Origin of the sequence: Streptomyces pacificus (genome assembly GCF_011766325.1) — a bacterium.
GTDB classification, from domain to species: Bacteria; Actinomycetota; Actinomycetes; order Streptomycetales; family Streptomycetaceae; genus Streptomyces; species Streptomyces pacificus.
On the sequence record NZ_BLLG01000005.1, the window covers coordinates 276,259 to 294,617 of the forward strand.

The window sequence follows — 18,359 nt, forward strand, 5'->3', positions numbered from 1 at the left end:
CGGGGAACAGCAGATTGCTCGCTGTGTCGCTAAAAATACGCTTATGTACTTTTTGGCGCCTTATGCCCTCCCGGGGAGGTCTTCATGACGAAGAGCACCGCGGACAGCACCGAAGCGGCCGTTCCTCCGTTGCCGTCGCCGAGGGAACGCCGCAGGCTGCGCGAGGCCAGGGCGCTGTCCGAGGCCCAGCTGGCGGAGGTTCTGGGCGTCACCGAGGCGACGGTCAGGGCCTGGGAGACGGGCCGCGGCGGCCCTCGCGGCCGCAAGCGCAGGGCGTACGCGAAGCTGCTCGCCACGTACCGGGCCGAGTTGTCGTCCCGGGAGCCCACGGCCGAGGACCACGGCGGGGTCCCCGCCCACCGGCCCGGGCACACGGACGGGGGCGAACCGGCCGACCGGACCGCGGACGGAGCCGGACGAGCCGACCGGGCCGCACGCGCAGACGAACGGACCGGCCGGACCGCACGCGCGGCCGGGAAGCCGACGGGAACCCCTGCGTCCCCACCGGAGGGCGGGCCGGGCGCCGCTCGGCCCGCCGGGCGAGCCGACCGGGCCGGACGGGCCGGACGGGCCGGGAAGGCCGCCACCGGGACTCCCACCGCCACAACTGACACGGTCGAAACTGCCACCGCCGAAACTGCCACCGCCGAGACTGACACCACCCCCGCTCCCCCCGCCGAGAGCCCGGCAGGGAAGCCCCCCGCCCACGGCCCCGGAGCGGACCCCGCGACCGCGGGGGGACCTGCCGAACGCAGCGCCGAGGTCGCCCCGGCCGGCTACCGGAAGGCGGTCGCCCACCGACCCGGGGACCCCGTGCCGGCGGGCCCTGGGGAAGCTCCGCGTCCGTACCCCGGGACGGCCCTCGCCCGGGCAGCCGACGAGCAGCACGCGAGCCGGCGCCCTGAGCCGCAGACGGAGCGCGGAGACCGCGTCGAGCCGCGGCAGGAGGCCCCCCGAGAAGACCAGCGCGGAAACCACGGCGGAGACCTGCGCGAAGACATGCGCGAAGACATGCGCGGAGACCGGCGCGAGGAGTCGGCGCACCCTCGGCGCGCGGACCAGGAGAGACGGGAGGCAGCCGGTCGCCCCTCGCAGACGTCCGAAACCGCCCGTACCGCGCAGCCCCCCGGCACTCCGTGCCCCACCCGGCCCTCACACACCACCCGCCCCTCGGAGTCCTCCCGGCCACCCGCCCGGGACGAGGACGGGGCCGCGCTCAGCGCGGAGCAGGCGTTCGACGAGCTGTACGCCCGCACCGCCCCCGGCCTCGCCCGCCAGACCCTGCTGCTCACCGGGCGGGAGGCCCTCGCGCGGGAGGCCGTGGAGCAGGCCTTCCAGCTGGCCTGGGAGCGCTGGCCCGAGGTGGCCGTGGACCGGGATCCCGGGGGCTGGGCGCGCGCGGCGGCCTACGAGTACGCCATGTCGCCCTGGCACCGGCTGCGCCGCGCCCACCGCCACCCGGACCCGGTCGCGTCGGCCCGTCCGGCCACGGTCGCCTACCCCGGCGGGCGCACGCTCCGCGAGGCCCTGCTCGGGCTGCCGCCCGCCTACCGCCGCACCCTGCTGCTGTACGACGGTCTGGGCCTCGACCTCCCCGAGACGGCCGCAGAGACGGAGGCGAGCACACCGGCCGCGGCGAACCGGCTGCTGAACGCCCGCGCCGCCGTGGCCGAGCAGATCCCCGAGCTGGCCGAACCCGGGGCACTCCAGCACGAGCTGAGCGATCTGGTGGAGAACCTGGCAGCGCCCGGACTCTCCCCGGCACCCTCCGTGCGCGGCGGCAGCGAGCGCCGGGCCGAGCTGTGGACACGTGCCGCGATCGGGCTCACCGTGCTGATCCTCGCCGCCGCAGCCGTGACCATGGCCGTCACCGAGGGCCACTACGAGCCGCCGCAGGCGCCCGGTGAGCAGGTCGGCGGGGTGCCGCCGAAGTACGGACCGGAGCCGTACTCCAAGGAGGACCACCGCCTCCGCGTCCAGCTCCGCTCCCACCCCGCCGCCGGCCCGGCGCGCCTGGTCCCGTCGGCCCGCTGAACCTGAGCTTCCGGACGCCCGGTCCCCGGTCCCCGGACCCCGGGGACCGCGGCATGCCGCTGGGCCTGCACCCCGGACTTCCGGGGTGCAGGCCCAGCGGCATGCCTTACCGCAGGGGCGGCCGTCGCGGCCGCGCCCGGGGGTCAGCCGAGCAGGATCTCCCGCGCCAGCCCGGCGGTCTCGGTCGGGGTCTTGCCGACCTTCACGCCCGCGGCCTCGAGGGCCTCCTTCTTGGCCTGAGCGGTGCCGGAAGAGCCGGAGACGATGGCGCCTGCATGGCCCATGGTCTTGCCCTCGGGGGCGGTGAAGCCCGCGACGTAGCCGACGACCGGCTTGGTGACGTTGGCCTTGATGAAGTCGGCCGCACGCTCCTCGGCGTCGCCGCCGATCTCGCCGATCATCACGATCAGGTCGGTGTCCGGGTCGGCCTCGAAGGCCGCCAAGGCGTCGATGTGGGTGGTGCCGATGATCGGGTCGCCGCCGATGCCCACGCAGGAGCTGAAGCCGATGTCGCGGAGCTCGTACATCATCTGGTAGGTCAGCGTGCCGGACTTGGACACGAGACCGATGCGGCCGGGCTTGGTGATGTCGGCCGGGATGATGCCGGCGTTGGACTGCCCGGGCGTGATGAGGCCGGGGCAGTTCGGGCCGATGATGCGGGTCTTGTTGCCCTTGGCCCCCGCGTACGCCCAGAACTTCGCGGTGTCGTGGACCGCGACGCCCTCGGTGATCACGACGGCGAGGCCGATCTCGGCGTCGATCGCCTCGATGACCGCGTCCTTGGTGAACTTCTCCGGCACGAAGATGACGGTGACGTCGGCGCCGGTCTTCTCGACGGCCTCCTTGACCGAACCGAAGACGGGGATCTCGGCGCCGTCGAAGTCGACGGTGGTACCGGCCTTGCGCGGGTTCACGCCGCCGACGACGTTCGTGCCCGAGGCCAGCATGCGCCTGGTGTGCTTCTGGCCCTCGGAGCCCGTCATGCCCTGGACGATGACCTTGGATTCCTTGGTGAGGAAGATAGCCATGGTGTGGTGTCCCTCGTCCCTTACTTCGCAGCCAGCTCGGCGGCCTTGTCGGCCGCGCCGTCCATGGTGTCCACCCGCTCGACGAGCGGGTGGTTGCGGTCCGCGAGGATCTGGCGACCCAGCTCCGCGTTGTTGCCGTCGAGGCGCACGACCAGCGGCTTCGTCACGGCCTCGCCCTTGCCCTCGAGGAGTTCCAGGGCCTGCACGATGCCGTTGGCGACCGCGTCGCACGCGGTGATGCCGCCGAAGACATTCACGAAGACGGACCTGACGTCCGGGTCGCCGAGGATGATCTCCAGGCCGTTGGCCATGACCTCGGCGGAGGCACCGCCGCCGATGTCGAGGAAGTTGGCGGGCTTGACGCCGCTGTGCTTCTCGCCGGCGTAGGCGACGACATCGAGAGTCGACATGACCAGGCCCGCGCCGTTGCCGATGATGCCGACCTCGCCGTCGAGCTTGACGTAGTTGAGGCCCTTGGCCTTGGCCGCGGCCTCGAGCGGGTTGGCCGAGGCCTTGTCCTCGAGCGCCTCGTGCTCCGGCTGGCGGAACTCGGCGTTGGCGTCCAGCGACACCTTGCCGTCCAGCGCGATGACGCGGCCGTCGGCGACCTTGGCGAGCGGGTTGACCTCGACGAGGAGGGCGTCCTCGGCGACGAACGTCTTCCACAGGGTCACCAGGATCTCGGCGACCTGCTCGGCCACCTCGGCCGGGAACCGCGCGGCCTCGACGATCTCACGGGCCTTCGCGGCGGTGACGCCGTCGTTGGCGTCGACGGGGATCCTGGCGAGCTTCTCGGGGGTCGTCGCGGCGACCTCCTCGATGTCCATGCCGCCCGCGACCGAGGCCATGGCCAGGAAGGTGCGGTTGGTGCGGTCGAGCAGATAGGAGACGTAGTACTCCTCGGCGATCTCGGGAGCCGTCTCGGCGATCATCACCTTGTGGACCGTGTGGCCCTTGATGTCCATGCCGAGGATGTCCGTCGCGCGGGCGACGGCCTCGTCCGGCGTGGCGGCCAGCTTGACACCGCCGGCCTTGCCCCGGCCCCCGACCTTCACCTGCGCCTTGACAACCGACCGGCCGCCCAGTCGCTCGGTCGCCTCGCGCGCCGCCTCAGGCGTGTCGATGACTTCACCGGCCAGCACCGGTACACCGTGCTTGGCGAAGAGGTCCCTCGCCTGGTACTCGAACAGGTCCACGCGCGTCCGTCCCTTTGCTTCTCATCGTCGCAGTAGTGATCCGCGGTTCGTTGTCTGCATGGGCGTGCCGCGGAGGGCAGCGTGACTGCGCGGTCACTGGGGAGGCGTACACGGTGTCCGGGCACGCGGCATGTCCGTCTCGCAGGTTATCCCCGTGGGCCGTGCGTCCCTAAATCGCGGATCACAACCGGGCGGTGATACCCGTCACAGATCGCGCGCACCGCGGAACGCAGGGTCAGCGGACGGCCACGCGCCGGCACGGCCCCCGCAGACCGGCCCCCGCAGACCGGCCCGCACCGGGCACGCTGCGGCGCCCGGGATCCGCGACCGTCCGGCATGCGGCACCCGTACGGCCGCGCCCGCCCCGGCCCACCGTCCGGCCCCCTGCGCCGCCCCACATCGGCCGGCGGCCCTACGCGGGCCGGCGGACGTTCGCGTTGACCCAGTCGACGATCGACGCCGTCGTCGCCCCCGGGGTGAAGATCTCCGCCACACCCCTCTCCTTCAGCGGCGGGATGTCCGCCTCGGGGATGATCCCGCCGCCGAAGACCTTGATGTCCTCCGCGTCGCGCTCCTTCAGCAGCTCGATCACCTTCGCGAAGAGGGTGTTGTGCGCGCCGGAGAGGATGGAGAGGCCGATCGCATCGGCGTCCTCCTGGATCGCGGTGTCGACGATCTGCTCGGGGGTCTGGTGCAGCCCGGTGTAGACGACCTCCATACCGGCGTCCCGCAGGGCTCGTGCGATCACCTTCGCGCCGCGATCGTGGCCGTCGAGACCCGGCTTGGCCACCACCACGCGGATCGGACCGGTCACACCCATCACTGCCTCCCACATACCGACGTACATACGTACCGACGTACCGACGTACCGCAGTTGCCGCCATGGGCACTGCGCCCTCACGGGCGCCCGGGCGTGCCGGTCGACGCGCGGTGCGCCGCCGTGCGCCGGATCCCGTACCGCGCCCCGGGCCGGCACCGGCCCGGAAGGTGAACGAACGTTATCCACAGATCTACAGCATCCCGCAAGCAGCCGTTTCGCGGGGCCGGGCGAGGGGGACATCACCTGAGGGACGCATACGCACGCGCCGTACCCGCTGAGATGCCCCGGGCAGCGGCCGGGACCGCGCGGTGAATCCGCTGTTCGGTCGCCGTGATCACCGTGCCGCCCGCCGCGCGGCCCTGCGGTCCCGACCGCGGGCAGCCCCATGAGGGCGCACGGGGGACGGAGCCGCCCCCCGTGCGCCGGTCGGGAGGTCAACCATGGGTTTCCTGCCGCCGCTGCGGATGAATGTGCCGGTGGCCCTGCTGCGCGCCACCGCCCTCGAGCTGGCCGCCCTCGCCGCACACATGATCGTGTACCCGTCGGGCCTGATCCCGGAGCGCCGGGCCTGCGGACCCGCCCCCTCCGGTCCGCCGCCCCCGGACCCGGCGGACCGCGACCTGCCGGCCGGGCACGGGGCCCCGGCGCCTTCGGCACCCCGGACGCGATCACCGGGACACCCGCCGGCCGTCCTGCTCCACGGCTTCGCGGACAACCGGTCCGTGTTCGTCCTGCTCCGCCGGTTCCTGGCCCACCAGGACGGCCGCCCTGTGGAGTCGCTCAACTACTCACCGCTGACCTGCGACATCCGGGCCGCAGCCGAGCTGCTGGGCCGCCATGTCGAGGAGACATGCGCCCGCACCGGCCGGGGGCGCGTCGACATCGTGGGCCACAGCCTCGGCGGACTGGTCGCGCGGTACTACGTCCAGCGGCTGGGGGGTGACGGGCGCGTACGGACGCTGGTCATGCTCGGCACGCCCCACAGGGGCACCAGCGTCGCCCCGCTCGCCGGCGCGCATCCCCTCGTGCGCCAGATGCGCCCGGGCTCCGCCGTGATCGAGGAACTCGCACTGCCCGCCCCCGGCTGCCGCACCAGGTTCGTCAGCTTCTGGAGCGATCTGGACCAGATCATGGTGCCCCTGGAGACCGCCCGGCTCGAGCATCCCGACCTGATGGTGCGGAACGTCCGGGTCAGCGGCATCGGGCACTTGGCGCTCCCGGTCCACCCGGCGGTCGCGGCAGGCATCCGCGAGGCACTCGATGTCCCCGGCGCGGGGGCCGAGTCGGACGGCGGCGTCGGTTCCCTGCCGGCGGCATGAGGTCGAACGGCAGTCGAACGTAAGGCCAAGGCTCGTCCTGCAGTCCGCCGAAACACCGCCGAATGCCCGTTTCCCTCTCTCGCAAAACCTGCCGAAGATTGTCGGCGTCGCATACCGCCGGGTACAGTCGCGCCACTGCATTGCCTCGGGGGAACCCGCGCAGGGTGACCTCACGTCTGGTCCTGCTGTCGAGGCGAGAGAGAAGTTGGTGAACGACCAGCACCCCCACGCCGGGTACGACGCGTACGCCACCGGCAGCTTCGGCACCGACCCTTTCTTCGGCACCACGCCCGGCGGCCACGAGGGCGGTCACCCCGCCCACGCCGACCGGTACGACGCGGGGCAGTGGCCCGCCGGTTCCCCCGCCGGCCACGACGCCTACGGCGACCCCCGGCATGCGTACGGCCGGCAGTACGGCGCACCGCATTTCGACACCGCGCAATACCGCACCACCGCGCAGTACGACAGCGCCCTGGACGGCGCCGGCGGCCAGTGGGACGCCAACGCCGGGAGCGGCACGGGGCAGTTCACGGCGGAGCCGTTCGAGACGGGGGCGCAGCCCTGCGACACGGGCGGCCGGTGGACGGCGACCGGACAGGCATCGGCGACGTCGTACGAGACCGGTGCCCACGACGCCGCCCCGTGGAACCCCGCCGATGCCACCGCCACCGCCACCGACCTCCCGTACGGCGGCCACGCGGGGCAGCCACCGGGGGCCGAACTCCCCGGGTACGCGGCGTACGAGGATGCGCACGATCGAGCCGGGGCGTTCATCCCCGGACAGTTCTCCCCCGCGACCGGGTTCGACGCGTCGCAGGAGACGCGGCCCGGCAGCGGGACCGCCTGGGAAGCGGAAGCCGGGCCGGGCACCGGGACCTGGACCGAGACCGCAGGCACGACCGCAGGCACGACCGGAACAGCAGACGGGACCCGGACCGAGACCGGAACCGCGATCTGGTCCACGACATGGTCCGAGAGCTGGACCGGGACCGGAACAGCAAGCACGACCGGAACCGCCGGGGAACACCCGCAGTACCCCGGGCAGCAGCACGAGCCGGAACCGCCGGCGGCAGACGCGGAGGGCGCGGACCGGTTCCCCCGCCATGGCTCCGGGGCCGAGTTGATCGCCGACGCCGCCACCGTCTCGGCACCGGCCGTCACCCTCGCCTCCGCCGACCCGGCCCGCCCCGCGCGCAGGACGGGTGGCGCCCGGGGCCGCCGCCGCACCCCCGCCAAGCGTTCGGCGCTCCTGACCGTCGCCGTGCCGTCCGTCTGCGTGATGGGCGTGGCCGGTGTCGCGGCCGCCTCGGTCGGCGGGCTCACCGAAGGCGATCGGCCGGGGGACGGCAACACCGCGGTCACGGCCGCCGACCAGCCGTCCGTGCAGCCCGTCGTCGCCAACAACGCGCTCGACACCCAGCTCGCCGCACTCAGCGCAGACGCCCGCGACTTCGGCGACCGCGCGAGCCGGACCCAGGAGCGCATCGACCTCAAGGCGCGCCAGGAGGCGGAACGCAAGAAGCGCGAGGAGGAAGCCGCCCTCCGCGAGAAACTGCGGCCGAAGTTCGCCCTCCCCGTCGCCCAGCACGGCCTCAGCGCCTACTTCGGCCAGGCAGGAGTCAACTGGATGTCCATGCACACCGGGATCGACTTCCCGGTGTCGTACGGAACACCGGTGATGGCCGCGACCGACGGCACCGTGCGGACGCAGTGGAACAGCGCCTACGGCAACATGGCCATCGTCACCGCCGCCGACGGCACGGAGACCTGGTACTGCCATCTGAGCAGCACCAAGATCCGTTCCGGCCAGGTCAAGGCGGGCGAGGTGATCGCCTATTCGGGCAACTCGGGCAACTCCACCGGCCCGCACCTTCACTTCGAGGTGCGACCCGGCGGCGGGGTGGCGATCGACCCGCTGGCGTGGCTGCGCAGCCACGCCCTCAGCCCCACCTGACCCCCCGGCAGCGGCGCGGCCCCGCCTCCCTGCCCGGCCCGGACGGCCCCGTCCCGCCCCGCGCGTCCGCCACGCGCACCTGCCTGCCCGCCCCTCCTCCTCGCACGCCTCCGGCGGCTCCGGGCGGCGCCTTGCCGCCCCGTCGCCCCCTCCGGCCCCGCGCCCATCCGTCCGGAGGGCACACCGACCACCGCCCGGGCCCCGCGTGGCGGCCGCGGGCGGCGGCCTCAGCCCGTCAGAGCTTCTCCACCGGGGCGTACCGCAGCAGCAGCCGCTTCGGCTTGGCGTCGCCGAAGTCGATCGTCGCCTGGGCGTCGCCACCCGATCCCGTCACCGCCGTCACGGTGCCCAGCCCGAACTGGTCGTGGGTGACCCGGTCCCCGACGGCCAGGGCGATCACCGGCTTGTCCGTCGTCCGCCGGGTCGCGAAGCCCGACGGACCGGAGCGGGACCGGGATGACGACAGGGCCGAGGCGATACCCGGCGCCGGGCCGGCGGGCGCCGCCGACCGCCCCGTCCGCTTCCACTCCAGGTGGGTGTCCGGGATCTCCTCCAGGAACCGCGAGGGCGGGTTGTAGGCGGGCTGGCCCCAGGCGCTGCGCATCGAGGAACGCGTCAGATAGAGGCGCTCGCGGGCGCGGGTGATCCCCACGTACGCCAGGCGGCGCTCCTCCTCCAGCTCCTTGGTCTGGCCGAGCGCCCGCATATGCGGGAAGACCCCGTCCTCCATGCCGGTGAGGAACACCACGGGGAACTCCAGGCCCTTCGCGGTGTGCAGCGTCATCAGGGTGATGACACCGCTGCCCTCCTCGTCCTCGTCGGGGATCTGGTCGGAGTCGGCGACGAGCGCGACCTGTTCCAGGAACTCGGCGAGCGTTCCCGATCCCTCCTCGTCGCCGCGCCCCTGCTCGAACTCCAGGGCCACCGCGGCGAGTTCCTGGAGGTTCTCGATACGGGTCTCGTCCTGGGGGTCGGTGGACGCCTGGAGTTCGGCCAGATAACCGGTCCGCTCCAGCACGGCCTCCAGCACCACCGCGGGACCGGCGCCCGAGTCGACGACGGTGCGCAGCTCCTCCATGAGCGTGTTGAAGCGCTTCACGGCGTTGGCGGAGCGGGCGGCCATGCCGTACGCCTCGTCGACGCGGCGCAGCGCCTGCGGGAAGGTGATCCTCTCGCGCAGCGCGAGGGCGTCGACCATCGCCTCGGCGCGCTCGCCGATGCCGCGCTTCGGCACGTTCAGGATGCGCCGCAGCGGCACGTTGTCCTCGGGGTTGGCGAGGACCCGCAGATACGCGAGGACGTCCCGGACCTCCTTGCGCTCGTAGAAGCGCACGCCGCCGACGACCTTGTAGGGCAGGCCGACGCGGATGAAGATCTCCTCGAAGACGCGGGACTGCGCGTTGGTCCGGTAGAAGACCGCGACGTCGCCGGCCCTGGCCTCGCCCGTGTCCGCCAGCCGGTCGATCTCGTCGGCGACGAACTGGGCCTCGTCGTGCTCGGTGTCCGCGACATAGCCGGTGATCCGCGCGCCGGCGCCCGCGTTCGTCCACAGGTTCTTGGGGCGGCGGCTCTCGTTGCGCTCGATCACCGCGTTGGCCGCGGAGAGGATCGTCTGGGAGGAGCGGTAGTTCTGCTCCAGCAGGATCGTGGTCGCGTCCGGGTAGTCCTCCTCGAACTGGAGGATGTTGCGAATCGTGGCGCCGCGGAAGGCGTAGATCGACTGGTCGGCGTCGCCCACCACGCACAGCTCGGCGGGGCCGAGGTCGTCGTACCCCGTGCCGACCAGCTCGCGCACGAGCGTGTACTGGGCGTGGTTGGTGTCCTGGTACTCGTCGACCAGGACATGGCGGAACCGGCGCCGGTAGTGCTCGGCGACCTCAGGGAACGCCTGCAGCAGATGGACCGTGGTCATGATGATGTCGTCGAAGTCCAGCGCGTTGGCCTCGCGCAGCCTGGCCTGGTACATCCGGTATGCCTCGGCCAGCGTCTTCTCGAAGCCTCCCCCGGAGCCCTCGGTCTGGTCGGTGCCGCCCGCCTCGGCGGCGAAGGTCTCCTCGTCGACCAGCTCGTTCTTCAGGTTCGAGATCTTGGCGCTGAACGCCTTCGGCGGGTAGCGCTTCGGGTCGAGGTCCAGATCGCGGCAGACCAGTGCCATCAGCCGCTTGGAGTCGGCGGCGTCGTAGATCGAGAACGACGACGTGAAGCCGAGCTTCTTGCTCTCCCTGCGCAGTATGCGGACACAGGCGCTGTGGAAGGTGGAGACCCACATGGCCCGGGCGCGCGGGCCGACGAGCTGCTCGACGCGCTCCTTCATCTCGCCCGCGGCCTTGTTGGTGAACGTGATCGCCAGTATCTGGCCGGGGTGCACCTCGCGGGTCGCCAGCAGATGGGCGATCCGGTGGGTCAGCACCCGGGTCTTGCCGGAGCCGGCGCCGGCGACGATGAGCAGCGGGGAGCCGGTGTGGACGACGGCGGCACGCTGCTGCTCGTTCAGCCCGCCGAGCAGGGCGGCCGGGTCGGTGACCGGGCGCGGGGCGCCGTCCCGGTAGTAGCCGTCACCGGGCCCGGGCTCGTCGAACCCGCCCTCGAAGAGGTCGTGCGGGACCTCCTCCGCCGGAAGATGCTCGTGATCCTCGGGCGGTGGGGGATCCTCCGGGGCCGGGGTCCGCCGGAGATCCGCCAGGAAACTGTCGTCAAAGAGGCTGCTCATCGCATCCCGAGTCTAGGCGGCCCCACTGACGGTCCGCTTCCGCCTTCCCGGGAATCACTACCGGACTCCTCTGGTCACGACGCGGACACACAGCGCCAAGGTCACGGAAATGTATCGGGCATATCGAACACCCTCCTTCACAGCAGCGCCACACTTTGGCTAGCGTGCTCGCCCAGGCAGCCCGTACCCCCTTCGGCGAACCACGCCAGCCGGGCGGCCGCGCCGAATCCGCGCCCCTCGCGTAGGAGTTTCGGAACCGGGGACCCACTCATCAGGCACAACCGGGGTGAATCGGGCCGGTCTTCACCCGGCCCGTAGGGCAGCCTTCCGTTTCGTCCGAACCCGACAGCTAACCCGGTAGGCGTTCCACGGAAGGAGATGCCGGCCTTGGCGTCGCACCGCAAGCCGCGCAGCCGCACAGGTACCAGCACCCCCGCCGCCGGGTTCACGACGGCCGCCATGACGGGAGTCTCGCTCCTCCCGGCCCAGAGCGCGACAGCCGGACCGAAGCCCACCGTCGAAGAGGTCCAGCAGAAGGTCGACGACCTCTACCGGCAGGCGGGCTCGTCGGCCCGGGAGTACCACAGGGCGAAGGAGCCCGTCGAGCAGCAGCGCCGCGCGGTGGACCGAACCCGCGCCGAGGCGGCCCTGCGCACGGAGGCGCCCGGCGAGTCCCGGCGCACCCTCGGAGTCCGGGCGGCGGCCCGGGACAGCACCGGCACCCCCGCCGTGCCCCCCGCCGCCGCACTGCTGCTCGCCGAGGCCCCGCGTCCCCACGCCGGCCGGGGCGACGCGGCGGCCCGGCCGAGCGAGCAACAGCAACAGCAACAGCAACAGCAACAGCAACAGCACGACACTGCCACCGAGCACCGGACCCGGGCGGCCGGAGCGGCCGAGCAGCACACGCGGGCCGCCGGGAGCCTGGATGCGCTCACGGACTCTCAGGGGTCGCTGCGGGCCAGGAAGCAGGCCGCCCAGAAGAAGCTCGCCGACGCGGGGGAGCTGCTGTCGCGGCTGACCGCCGGGGATCGTACGCGGCTCGCCGAAATCGAGCGCGAGAAGGCGCAGAAGGCCCGCCGGAAGGCGGAGGCCAGGGCAGAGGCGGACGCGGAGGCCAGGGCAGCGGAGGCCGGGACGGACGCCAGGGTCGGGACGGAGGCCGATGCCGGGCGGCGGGCTGGGGGGTTCGAGCGGCAGACGTGGGACGGGACCGGCGGTTGCACGGGCAGGGGCAGCGGCACGGACCCGCGCGCGGGCACAGTCACAGTCACAGACACGGGCACAGACACGGGCACGGGCACAGGCACGGGCACGGGCAGCAGGGCGGGTGCGGACTCCCCGGCGGCCGGCGACATCCACGCGGCCAAGACCGAGAAGGTGCTGTCCTTCGCACGCGCGCAGATCGGCAAACCGTACGTCTGGGGCGCGACCGGCCCGAGTTCGTACGACTGCTCGGGGCTCACCCAGGCGGCCTGGCGCGCGGCGGGCGTCGACCTGCCCCGCACCACCGGGGACCAGGCCAGGTCCGGGCAGCATGTCGCCACGGCCGATCTCCTCCCCGGCGACCTGGTCTTCTTCTACGACGACGTCCGCCATGCCGGCATCTACGCCGGCGACGGCATGATGATCCACGCCCCCGAGCCGGGCGCGAACGTCCGCGAGGAATCGATCTACTACCTGCCGTTCCACGGAAGCGTCCGCCCCGCCTGAGAGCCGTCCCGTCATCCCCGGCGGGTCAGCGCGGCGCCGGATGCGGTACCTCGCGAGGCGGAGGGTCGCGCTCGGCACCGGGCGCACACAGGATGCCGGCGAACATTCCGGACGCCTCGCCGCGATGCGACGACGCGGCGAGGCGCCGCAGCTGTCGCCGTGCGCTCGCCGGGGAGTGCGCGGACCGAGGGGCTCCCGCACGCAGGAGCCCCTCGGGTGGCCGCCTGCACGAGAGCCCCGGCCCGCTCAACGGTCCGTCATGTCCACAGCGTCGCGATCAGGATGTTCACCAGGGTCAGTCCGCCGACCGCCCCGAACACCCCCTTGTCCACGGCCTCCTCGTCCCGCTTGACGTAGACCAGCGCCAGTACCACCACGAGCACGGCCAGCTTGACACCGACCTTGAGGTTGTTCACGGTCTGGCCGTCCGCCTGGTTCAGTCCCACCAGCACCATGCCCGTCACCAGCATGGTGAGCGCGCCGTGCAGCATCGCCGGAGTGAAGCGCGCCGCACCCTCCCCCATCGCCTTCATCTGCGTCAGGAAGCCGCCGAGCAGCGCCGCGATGCCGATGATGTGCAGAGCGACGAAGACATTGATGAGTACGTCCATGGCACCGGAGCCTAGCCGTACGGTCCCAAGCGATCTACGGTGGTCCCTATGCCGCCAATTCCGTTCATATCGCCCCTTTGTCGTGTCCCGAAGGCTTAACGTCCTCCCTCAGGTGGCCGGTTCCCCGCCGTCCGTGACCGGGCGGCTGCTCCGGCCGCCCCCGCCGGAAGAGCCGGTGGCGGGCCGCTCCCCTGCACGGTCCGCCACCGGTACCCCGCACCGGCGGGCCCCGACGGAAGGACTGGCCCTCGTGGCAGCGCACCGCAAGCCCAGGCAGCGCACGCTTCCCGGCACCGCCGCACGCTTCTCCGCCACCCTCGCTCTCGCCGGCGCGGCCACCGCCACCGCCTTCGAGGGCCCCGGGTACGCCGCACCCGCACCGGACGACGTGCGGGCCGGGGCCGACCGCCTGTACCGGGAAGCGGAAGCGGCGACCGAGGAGTACAACGGGGCCAAGGAGAAGGCGGAGAGGGCGCACGGGGAGGCCGAGGCACTCCGCGACGAGGCCGCCCGGCGTACGGAGCGCCTTAACGCCTCCCGCAACACCCTCGGTTCGTTCGCGACGGCGCAGTACCGGGCCGGCGGCCTCGACCCCGCGCTCCGGCTCGTGCTCGACTCCGACCCCTCCCGTTACCTCGCCCGCGCCGAACTGACCGAGCGCATCGGGGACCGCCAGACCGCGGCCGTGGCGGCGGTGCGCCGGCAGATGAGGGAGCTGGAGCAGGTGCGGGCCGAGGCCGGAGCCCGGCTGGCCGAGTTGGAGAAGCAGCGGGCACGGGCGGACCGGCACCGCGCGGCGGTGCGGAAGAAGCTGGCGGCGGCCGAGGCCCTGCTGGCGCGGCTGAGCCCCGGGGAGCGCGCCGCCTACGCCGGCCGGGACGAGGTCCCCGCAGACCGTGCGCACCGCGATGCCGTCCGGGGCGCACCCGCCGTCGCCGCCCCCAACCCCCGGGCCGCGCAGGCGGTCGCCTACGCCCACGGAGCACTCGGCAAACCCTATGTCTGGGGCGCCACCGGGCCGTCCGCCTTCGACTGCTCGGGGCTGACCCAGGCCGCCTGGCGCTCCGCCGGGGTCGCGCTGCCCCGCACCACCTACACCCAGATCGACGCGGGCCGGCGGGTTCCCCGGTCCCGACTCGCGCCGGGGGACCTGGTCTTCTTCTACTCCGGTGTCTCACACGTCGGGCTCTACATCGGCGACGGCCGGATGATCCACGCCCCCCGCCCGGGGGCGCCCGTGCGGATCGCGCCCATCGATCAGATGCCGTTCGCGGGAGCGACCCGGGTCGTCTAGGGCCCGTCGGGCGGAGGGGCGCGGCGTCCGGCGTGCGGTCGGCGCAAGCCGGACCGAGCTCGTCTCCCTGGTCGGGGGCCCGCCCGGGCAGGACGCACCGCGCCGTCGGGCCGGGGGCACCGGGCCACCGGGCTCACACGCACCATACGCACCACACGCACCACACGCACCATACGCACCCCACAGCCGGGCCGCCGGGCCGCCGGGGCCCCAGGACGCGCCGCGCTCAGACCAGCCGGCGTGCCGTCGCCCAGCGCGTCAGCTCATGGCGGTTGGACAGCTGAAGCTTCCTCAGCACCGCGGACACATGCGACTCCACCGTCTTCACCGAGATGAAAAGCTGTTTGGCGATCTCCTTGTACGCATAGCCGCGGGCGATCAGCCGCAGCACCTCGCGCTCCCGCTGGGTGAGCCGGTCCAGGTCCTCGTCCACCGGGGGAGCGTCCGAGGAGGCGAACGCGTCGAGGACGAATCCGGCCAGCCGCGGTGAGAACACCGCGTCCCCCTCCTGGACCCGGAAGACCGAGTCGACCAGATCCGCCCCGGTGATCGTCTTCGTCACATAGCCGCGGGCTCCGCCGCGGATCACCCCGATGACATCCTCGGCGGCGTCCGACACGGACAGCGCCAGGAAGCGGACCGGACGCTCGGCGGCCGCCGCGAGCCCGGCGCATCGGCGCAGCACCTCCACTCCCCCGCCACCGGGCAGATGCACATCCAGGAGCACCACCTCGGGCCGGGTCGCCGTGATGACGGTGACGGCCTGGTCGACGTCGGCGGCCTCGCCGACGACCTCCACGCCCGTCTCCTCCGTCCGCCCGATCTCGGCCTGCACCCCCGCCCGGAACATCCGGTGGTCGTCGACGAGGACGACCCTCACCCGGCGCTCCGTCCCGTCGGCTGCGTCGGTCCGCTCGGTCATCCGTCCGCCCTCCCCCTCTGCATCTGCATCTCCATCTCCAGCTCCACTTCGGTGCCCCCGCCGGGCACCGACCGCAGCCGCGCCGTCCCTCCGTTGCGCTGCATACGGCCGACGATCGATTCTCTTACGCCCATGCGGTCCTCCGGTACCGCGTCGGGATCGAACCCCGGGCCCCGGTCGCGCACCGAGACGAACACCGTACGGCCGTCCACCTCGGCGTACACCTGCACGGGGGCTTGCCGGCCGCCGTACTTCGCGGCGTTGACCATCGCTTCGCGCGCGGCCTGCAGTTGGGCCGTGAGCCGCTCGTCGAGCGGGCAGTCCCCCACGACCACCACCTCCAGCGGGACGCCGTGCTTGTCCTCCACCTCAGCGGCGGCCCGCTTCACCGCGTCAGCCAGGGTGGCGGGCTCCTCGGCCTCGTCCTTGCCGGTGCCCTCCGGCCGGTACAGCCAGTTGCGCAGCTCCCGCTCCTGGGCACGGGCGAGCCGGCGCACCTCGCCGGCGGCGTCCGCGTTCCGCTGGATCAGGGTGAGGGTGTGCAGCACGGAGTCATGGACATGGGCGGCGACCTCGGCACGCTCCTGGGCACGGATGCGCATCAGGCGCTCCTCCGAGAGGTCCTGGGTCATCCGCACCAGCCAGGGGCCGGCCAGCAGGGCGACGCCGACGATCACGGCCAGGGCCGCGGTGAGGACGTTGCCGAGCTGCGCCGCGGAGCCCCGGACCACCATGAAGACCATGAGGCCCGTGCCGACGAGCGCGACGCCCGCCAGCCCGCGCGCGAGCTGCAGCAGCCTGCGGCGCGTGCCGTCGCCCGCCCACCGAGCCCGGCGTGCGTTGTCCGCCTGCCGCCACACCAGCACGACACCGGCGCCCGTGAGCAGCACCGGCCAGACGTAGCGGTTCACCGGGCCGCCGAGGTCGGTGTTGGCGGCGAAGACGACGGCGCCGATCAGCAGGGCGACGAGGGCGAACAGCTGCCCGCTGTCGGGTTTGCGCAGCCTCCGTCTGCCGTCCGGGGCGGTCTCGAAGACCGGTCTCGGCTCGGCCGACCTGCCCCCGACGCCGAGCGGCACGGCGATCCAGAACACCGCGTACAGCAGTGCGCCGAGGCCGTCCGCCATGAAGAGCCCCAGGAAGACGAGCCGGACCCAGATCACCGGCAGTCCCAGATGTCCCGCGAGGCCGCGCGCCACACCGCCCAGCCACCGGCCCTCCGCGCTGCGGTACAACCTGCGCACGGGGGGCTCATCGGTCTCGGGCGGGCGGGCGGCGGCGACGGGCATCCCCCGATGGTCACACGGGCCCGGACGCGAGGGCATCAGGGCGGTCCCTGAGAGAGACCCTGACGGGTGCGATATCAGGGACGGGCCAGGGTCGGGACGGCTGCCGCACCCGGTGGCGGCCCGTCACCATGGAGGCATGCCACAGCCGACCGCCCCGCCGACCCCGCCGACCGCACCGACCGCACCGCCGCAGGGGCACCGGTCGCCCCCCGTGCTGCTGCGCCGGACCGCGCGGCACAAGGTCGCCGGCGGCGTCTGCGGCGGGCTGGGCCGGTACTGCGACGTGGACCCGGTGATCTTCCGGGTCGCCATGGGCGTGCTGTCGGTGACCGGCGGCATCGGCCTGATCTTCTACGGCTTCGCCTGGCTGCTGATCCCGCTGGAGGACGAGGAGGAGAACGAGGCCCGGCGTGCCCTGTCCGGCCGGGTCGACGGGGCCGCCCTCGCGGCAGTGCTGCTGGCGCTGCTCGGCTGCGGACTGTTCCTCTCGATGCTGGGCAACGACAGCACGCTCGCGTTCTCCGCGCTGCTGTCGCTCGCCGTGGCGGGCGCCGCGGTGTGGTCGCGGCGGCGGACCACGGCCGCCCCGGAGGAGGGCGGCACCCCGGACGGGGCGGGCGCGCACACCGTGGCGGAGGCCCCGCCGGAGGCCAAGGCTCCGCCGACCCCCGACAGCCCTTCCTGGTGGCGCGATCCGATCGTCAAGGACGGCACCACAGGGCCGGTGGCGGCCGGTTATCTATGGGGTCCGCCGGATATGTCGCCCCGCACCGCACCGCTGCCTCGCGACCGCCGTTCCGCGAAGGCGGCACCCCGGCCCCAGGAGCCCCGCGGTATCGCCGGGGCGGTCTTTCTGCTGGCTCTGTCCGCGGGCGGTCTGGGTACCGGGCTGGCCTGGGATTCACAGCCGCTCGGCACCAGCCTGCAGATCGGGCTGGCCTGCGCGCTGGCCGTGTTCGGGCTCGGTCTGGCCGCCGGCAGTGCCCTCGGGCGGATCGGCGCCGGCACGATCCTGCTGTCCCTGGTCACGGCCGGGCTGCTGGTGGGCGTCTCGGTACTGCCCGAGGAGATCGGCACGCGGTGGGTACGGGCGCAGTGGCGGCCCGGGTCGGCCGCCGCCGTCGCGCCGCGGTACGAGCTGGGCTCGGGCACGGCCATGCTCGACCTGAGCCGGGTGGCCGTGCCGCCGGGGCGGACGGTCGGCACCACCGCCGAGGTCGGCGCGGGCCGGCTGCGGGTGGTGCTGCCGGAAGGCGCCACGGTGCGGATCCGGGCGTACACGGGGGTCGGTGACGTCCGGTTGCCGGGGGATCCGGCGAACGACGTGGACATCGCCCCCGACAGCAGCCGCACCCGTACGCTCGCTCCGCTCCCGGGCGCCGAGCCCGCGGGCACGCTCGACCTCGATCTGACGGTCGCGCTCGGACTGGTGGAGGTCACCCGTGCTGCGTCATGAGTTCCGTCCCGGCAGG

Annotated in this window: 13 protein-coding genes and 1 riboswitch; of the genes, 6 read left to right on the top strand and 7 right to left on the bottom strand. The window is 73.2% G+C overall.

Features of this window, described 5'->3' with window-relative positions; all coding sequences use genetic code 11:
• The first annotated feature begins 84 nt into the window (after positions 1 to 84).
• The gene (locus SCWH03_RS10985) at positions 85 to 2,034 is read left to right on the top strand and encodes a sigma factor-like helix-turn-helix DNA-binding protein (protein WP_173263986.1); all 1,950 of its coding nucleotides are present in this window, start codon (positions 85 to 87) and stop codon (positions 2,032 to 2,034) included.
• A 143-nt stretch (positions 2,035 to 2,177) separates the two neighbouring features.
• Here the strand turns inward: SCWH03_RS10985 and sucD are convergent, their stop codons facing one another.
• The 3 genes from sucD to icmB all read right to left on the bottom strand — a co-directional run bounded on the left by sucD (position 2,178) and on the right by icmB (position 5,078).
• The gene (sucD, locus tag SCWH03_RS10990) at positions 2,178 to 3,062 is read right to left on the bottom strand and encodes a succinate--CoA ligase subunit alpha (RefSeq protein ID WP_173263987.1); all 885 of its coding nucleotides are present in this window, start codon (positions 3,060 to 3,062) and stop codon (positions 2,178 to 2,180) included.
• 20 nt (positions 3,063 to 3,082) lie between these two features.
• Positions 3,083 to 4,258: an ADP-forming succinate--CoA ligase subunit beta gene (gene sucC / locus SCWH03_RS10995; protein WP_173263988.1), complete on the bottom strand. Its 1,176-nt coding sequence runs from the start codon at positions 4,256 to 4,258 to the stop codon at positions 3,083 to 3,085.
• Between the two features lie 412 nt (positions 4,259 to 4,670).
• Entirely contained in the window at positions 4,671 to 5,078 is a 408-nt protein-coding gene (gene icmB, locus SCWH03_RS11000) for a coenzyme B12-dependent isobutyryl CoA mutase small subunit (protein WP_173264184.1), read from the bottom strand.
• A 440-nt stretch (positions 5,079 to 5,518) separates the two neighbouring features.
• Here icmB and SCWH03_RS11005 point away from each other — a divergent pair, with 440 nt between their 5' ends.
• Positions 5,519 to 6,397, top strand: a complete 879-nt coding sequence (locus SCWH03_RS11005) for an esterase/lipase family protein (RefSeq protein ID WP_173263989.1) — start codon at positions 5,519 to 5,521, stop codon at positions 6,395 to 6,397.
• Between the two features lie 208 nt (positions 6,398 to 6,605).
• Positions 6,606 to 8,351, top strand: coding sequence for a M23 family metallopeptidase (locus tag SCWH03_RS11010; protein WP_173263990.1), 1,746 nt, complete (start codon positions 6,606 to 6,608; stop codon positions 8,349 to 8,351).
• A gap of 235 nt (positions 8,352 to 8,586) precedes the next feature.
• Here SCWH03_RS11010 and pcrA read toward each other — a convergent pair whose 3' ends face one another.
• The gene (pcrA, locus tag SCWH03_RS11015) at positions 8,587 to 11,061 is read right to left on the bottom strand and encodes a DNA helicase PcrA (protein WP_173263991.1); all 2,475 of its coding nucleotides are present in this window, start codon (positions 11,059 to 11,061) and stop codon (positions 8,587 to 8,589) included.
• A 210-nt stretch (positions 11,062 to 11,271) separates the two neighbouring features.
• Positions 11,272 to 11,441: riboswitch (cyclic di-AMP (ydaO/yuaA leader) on the top strand.
• On the opposite strand from pcrA, the gene SCWH03_RS11020 reads away from it, so the two are divergent.
• Positions 11,440 to 12,771: a C40 family peptidase gene (locus SCWH03_RS11020; protein WP_173263992.1), complete on the top strand. Its 1,332-nt coding sequence runs from the start codon at positions 11,440 to 11,442 to the stop codon at positions 12,769 to 12,771. It overlaps the preceding riboswitch by 2 nt.
• Positions 12,772 to 13,028: 257 nt before the next feature.
• Here the strand turns inward: SCWH03_RS11020 and SCWH03_RS11025 are convergent, their stop codons facing one another.
• The gene (locus SCWH03_RS11025; protein WP_173263993.1) at positions 13,029 to 13,382 is read right to left on the bottom strand and encodes a hypothetical protein; all 354 of its coding nucleotides are present in this window, start codon (positions 13,380 to 13,382) and stop codon (positions 13,029 to 13,031) included.
• A 250-nt stretch (positions 13,383 to 13,632) separates the two neighbouring features.
• Here SCWH03_RS11025 and SCWH03_RS11030 point away from each other — a divergent pair, with 250 nt between their 5' ends.
• Positions 13,633 to 14,676 (top strand): C40 family peptidase, encoded by a 1,044-nt coding sequence (locus tag SCWH03_RS11030; RefSeq protein ID WP_173263994.1) that lies wholly within the window; start codon positions 13,633 to 13,635, stop codon positions 14,674 to 14,676.
• Between the two features lie 226 nt (positions 14,677 to 14,902).
• Here the strand turns inward: SCWH03_RS11030 and SCWH03_RS11035 are convergent, their stop codons facing one another.
• Positions 14,903 to 15,598: a LuxR C-terminal-related transcriptional regulator gene (locus SCWH03_RS11035; RefSeq protein ID WP_173263995.1), complete on the bottom strand. Its 696-nt coding sequence runs from the start codon at positions 15,596 to 15,598 to the stop codon at positions 14,903 to 14,905.
• On the bottom strand, positions 15,595 to 16,887 hold the full coding sequence (locus SCWH03_RS11040) for an ATP-binding protein (protein WP_173263996.1): 1,293 nt from the start codon (positions 16,885 to 16,887) through the stop codon (positions 15,595 to 15,597). Before SCWH03_RS11040 ends, SCWH03_RS11035 begins: the two co-directional genes overlap by 4 nt.
• A gap of 136 nt (positions 16,888 to 17,023) precedes the next feature.
• Here SCWH03_RS11040 and SCWH03_RS11045 point away from each other — a divergent pair, with 136 nt between their 5' ends.
• A complete protein-coding gene (locus SCWH03_RS11045; RefSeq protein ID WP_173263997.1) occupies positions 17,024 to 18,343 on the top strand; it encodes a PspC domain-containing protein in 1,320 nt (439 codons plus the stop codon).
• The last annotated feature ends 16 nt before the right edge of the window (positions 18,344 to 18,359 follow it).

Bases quoted from the DNA above. Each gene is read 5' to 3' on its own strand.
- SCWH03_RS10985 (WP_173263986.1), top strand. From the start codon at position 85: ATGACGAAGAGCACCGCGGACAGCACCGAAGCGGCCGTTCCTCCGTTG.
- sucD (WP_173263987.1), bottom strand. From the start codon at position 3,062: ATGGCTATCTTCCTCACCAAGGAATCCAAGGTCATCGTCCAGGGCATG.
- icmB (WP_173264184.1), bottom strand. From the start codon at position 5,078: ATGGGTGTGACCGGTCCGATCCGCGTGGTGGTGGCCAAGCCGGGTCTC.
- SCWH03_RS11005 (WP_173263989.1), top strand. From the start codon at position 5,519: ATGGGTTTCCTGCCGCCGCTGCGGATGAATGTGCCGGTGGCCCTGCTG.
- pcrA (WP_173263991.1), bottom strand. From the start codon at position 11,061: ATGAGCAGCCTCTTTGACGACAGTTTCCTGGCGGATCTCCGGCGGACC.
- SCWH03_RS11020 (WP_173263992.1), top strand. From the start codon at position 11,440: ATGCCGGCCTTGGCGTCGCACCGCAAGCCGCGCAGCCGCACAGGTACC.
- SCWH03_RS11025 (WP_173263993.1), bottom strand. From the start codon at position 13,382: ATGGACGTACTCATCAATGTCTTCGTCGCTCTGCACATCATCGGCATC.
- SCWH03_RS11035 (WP_173263995.1), bottom strand. From the start codon at position 15,598: ATGACCGAGCGGACCGACGCAGCCGACGGGACGGAGCGCCGGGTGAGG.
- SCWH03_RS11040 (WP_173263996.1), bottom strand. From the start codon at position 16,887: ATGCCCGTCGCCGCCGCCCGCCCGCCCGAGACCGATGAGCCCCCCGTG.
- SCWH03_RS11045 (WP_173263997.1), top strand. From the start codon at position 17,024: ATGCCACAGCCGACCGCCCCGCCGACCCCGCCGACCGCACCGACCGCA.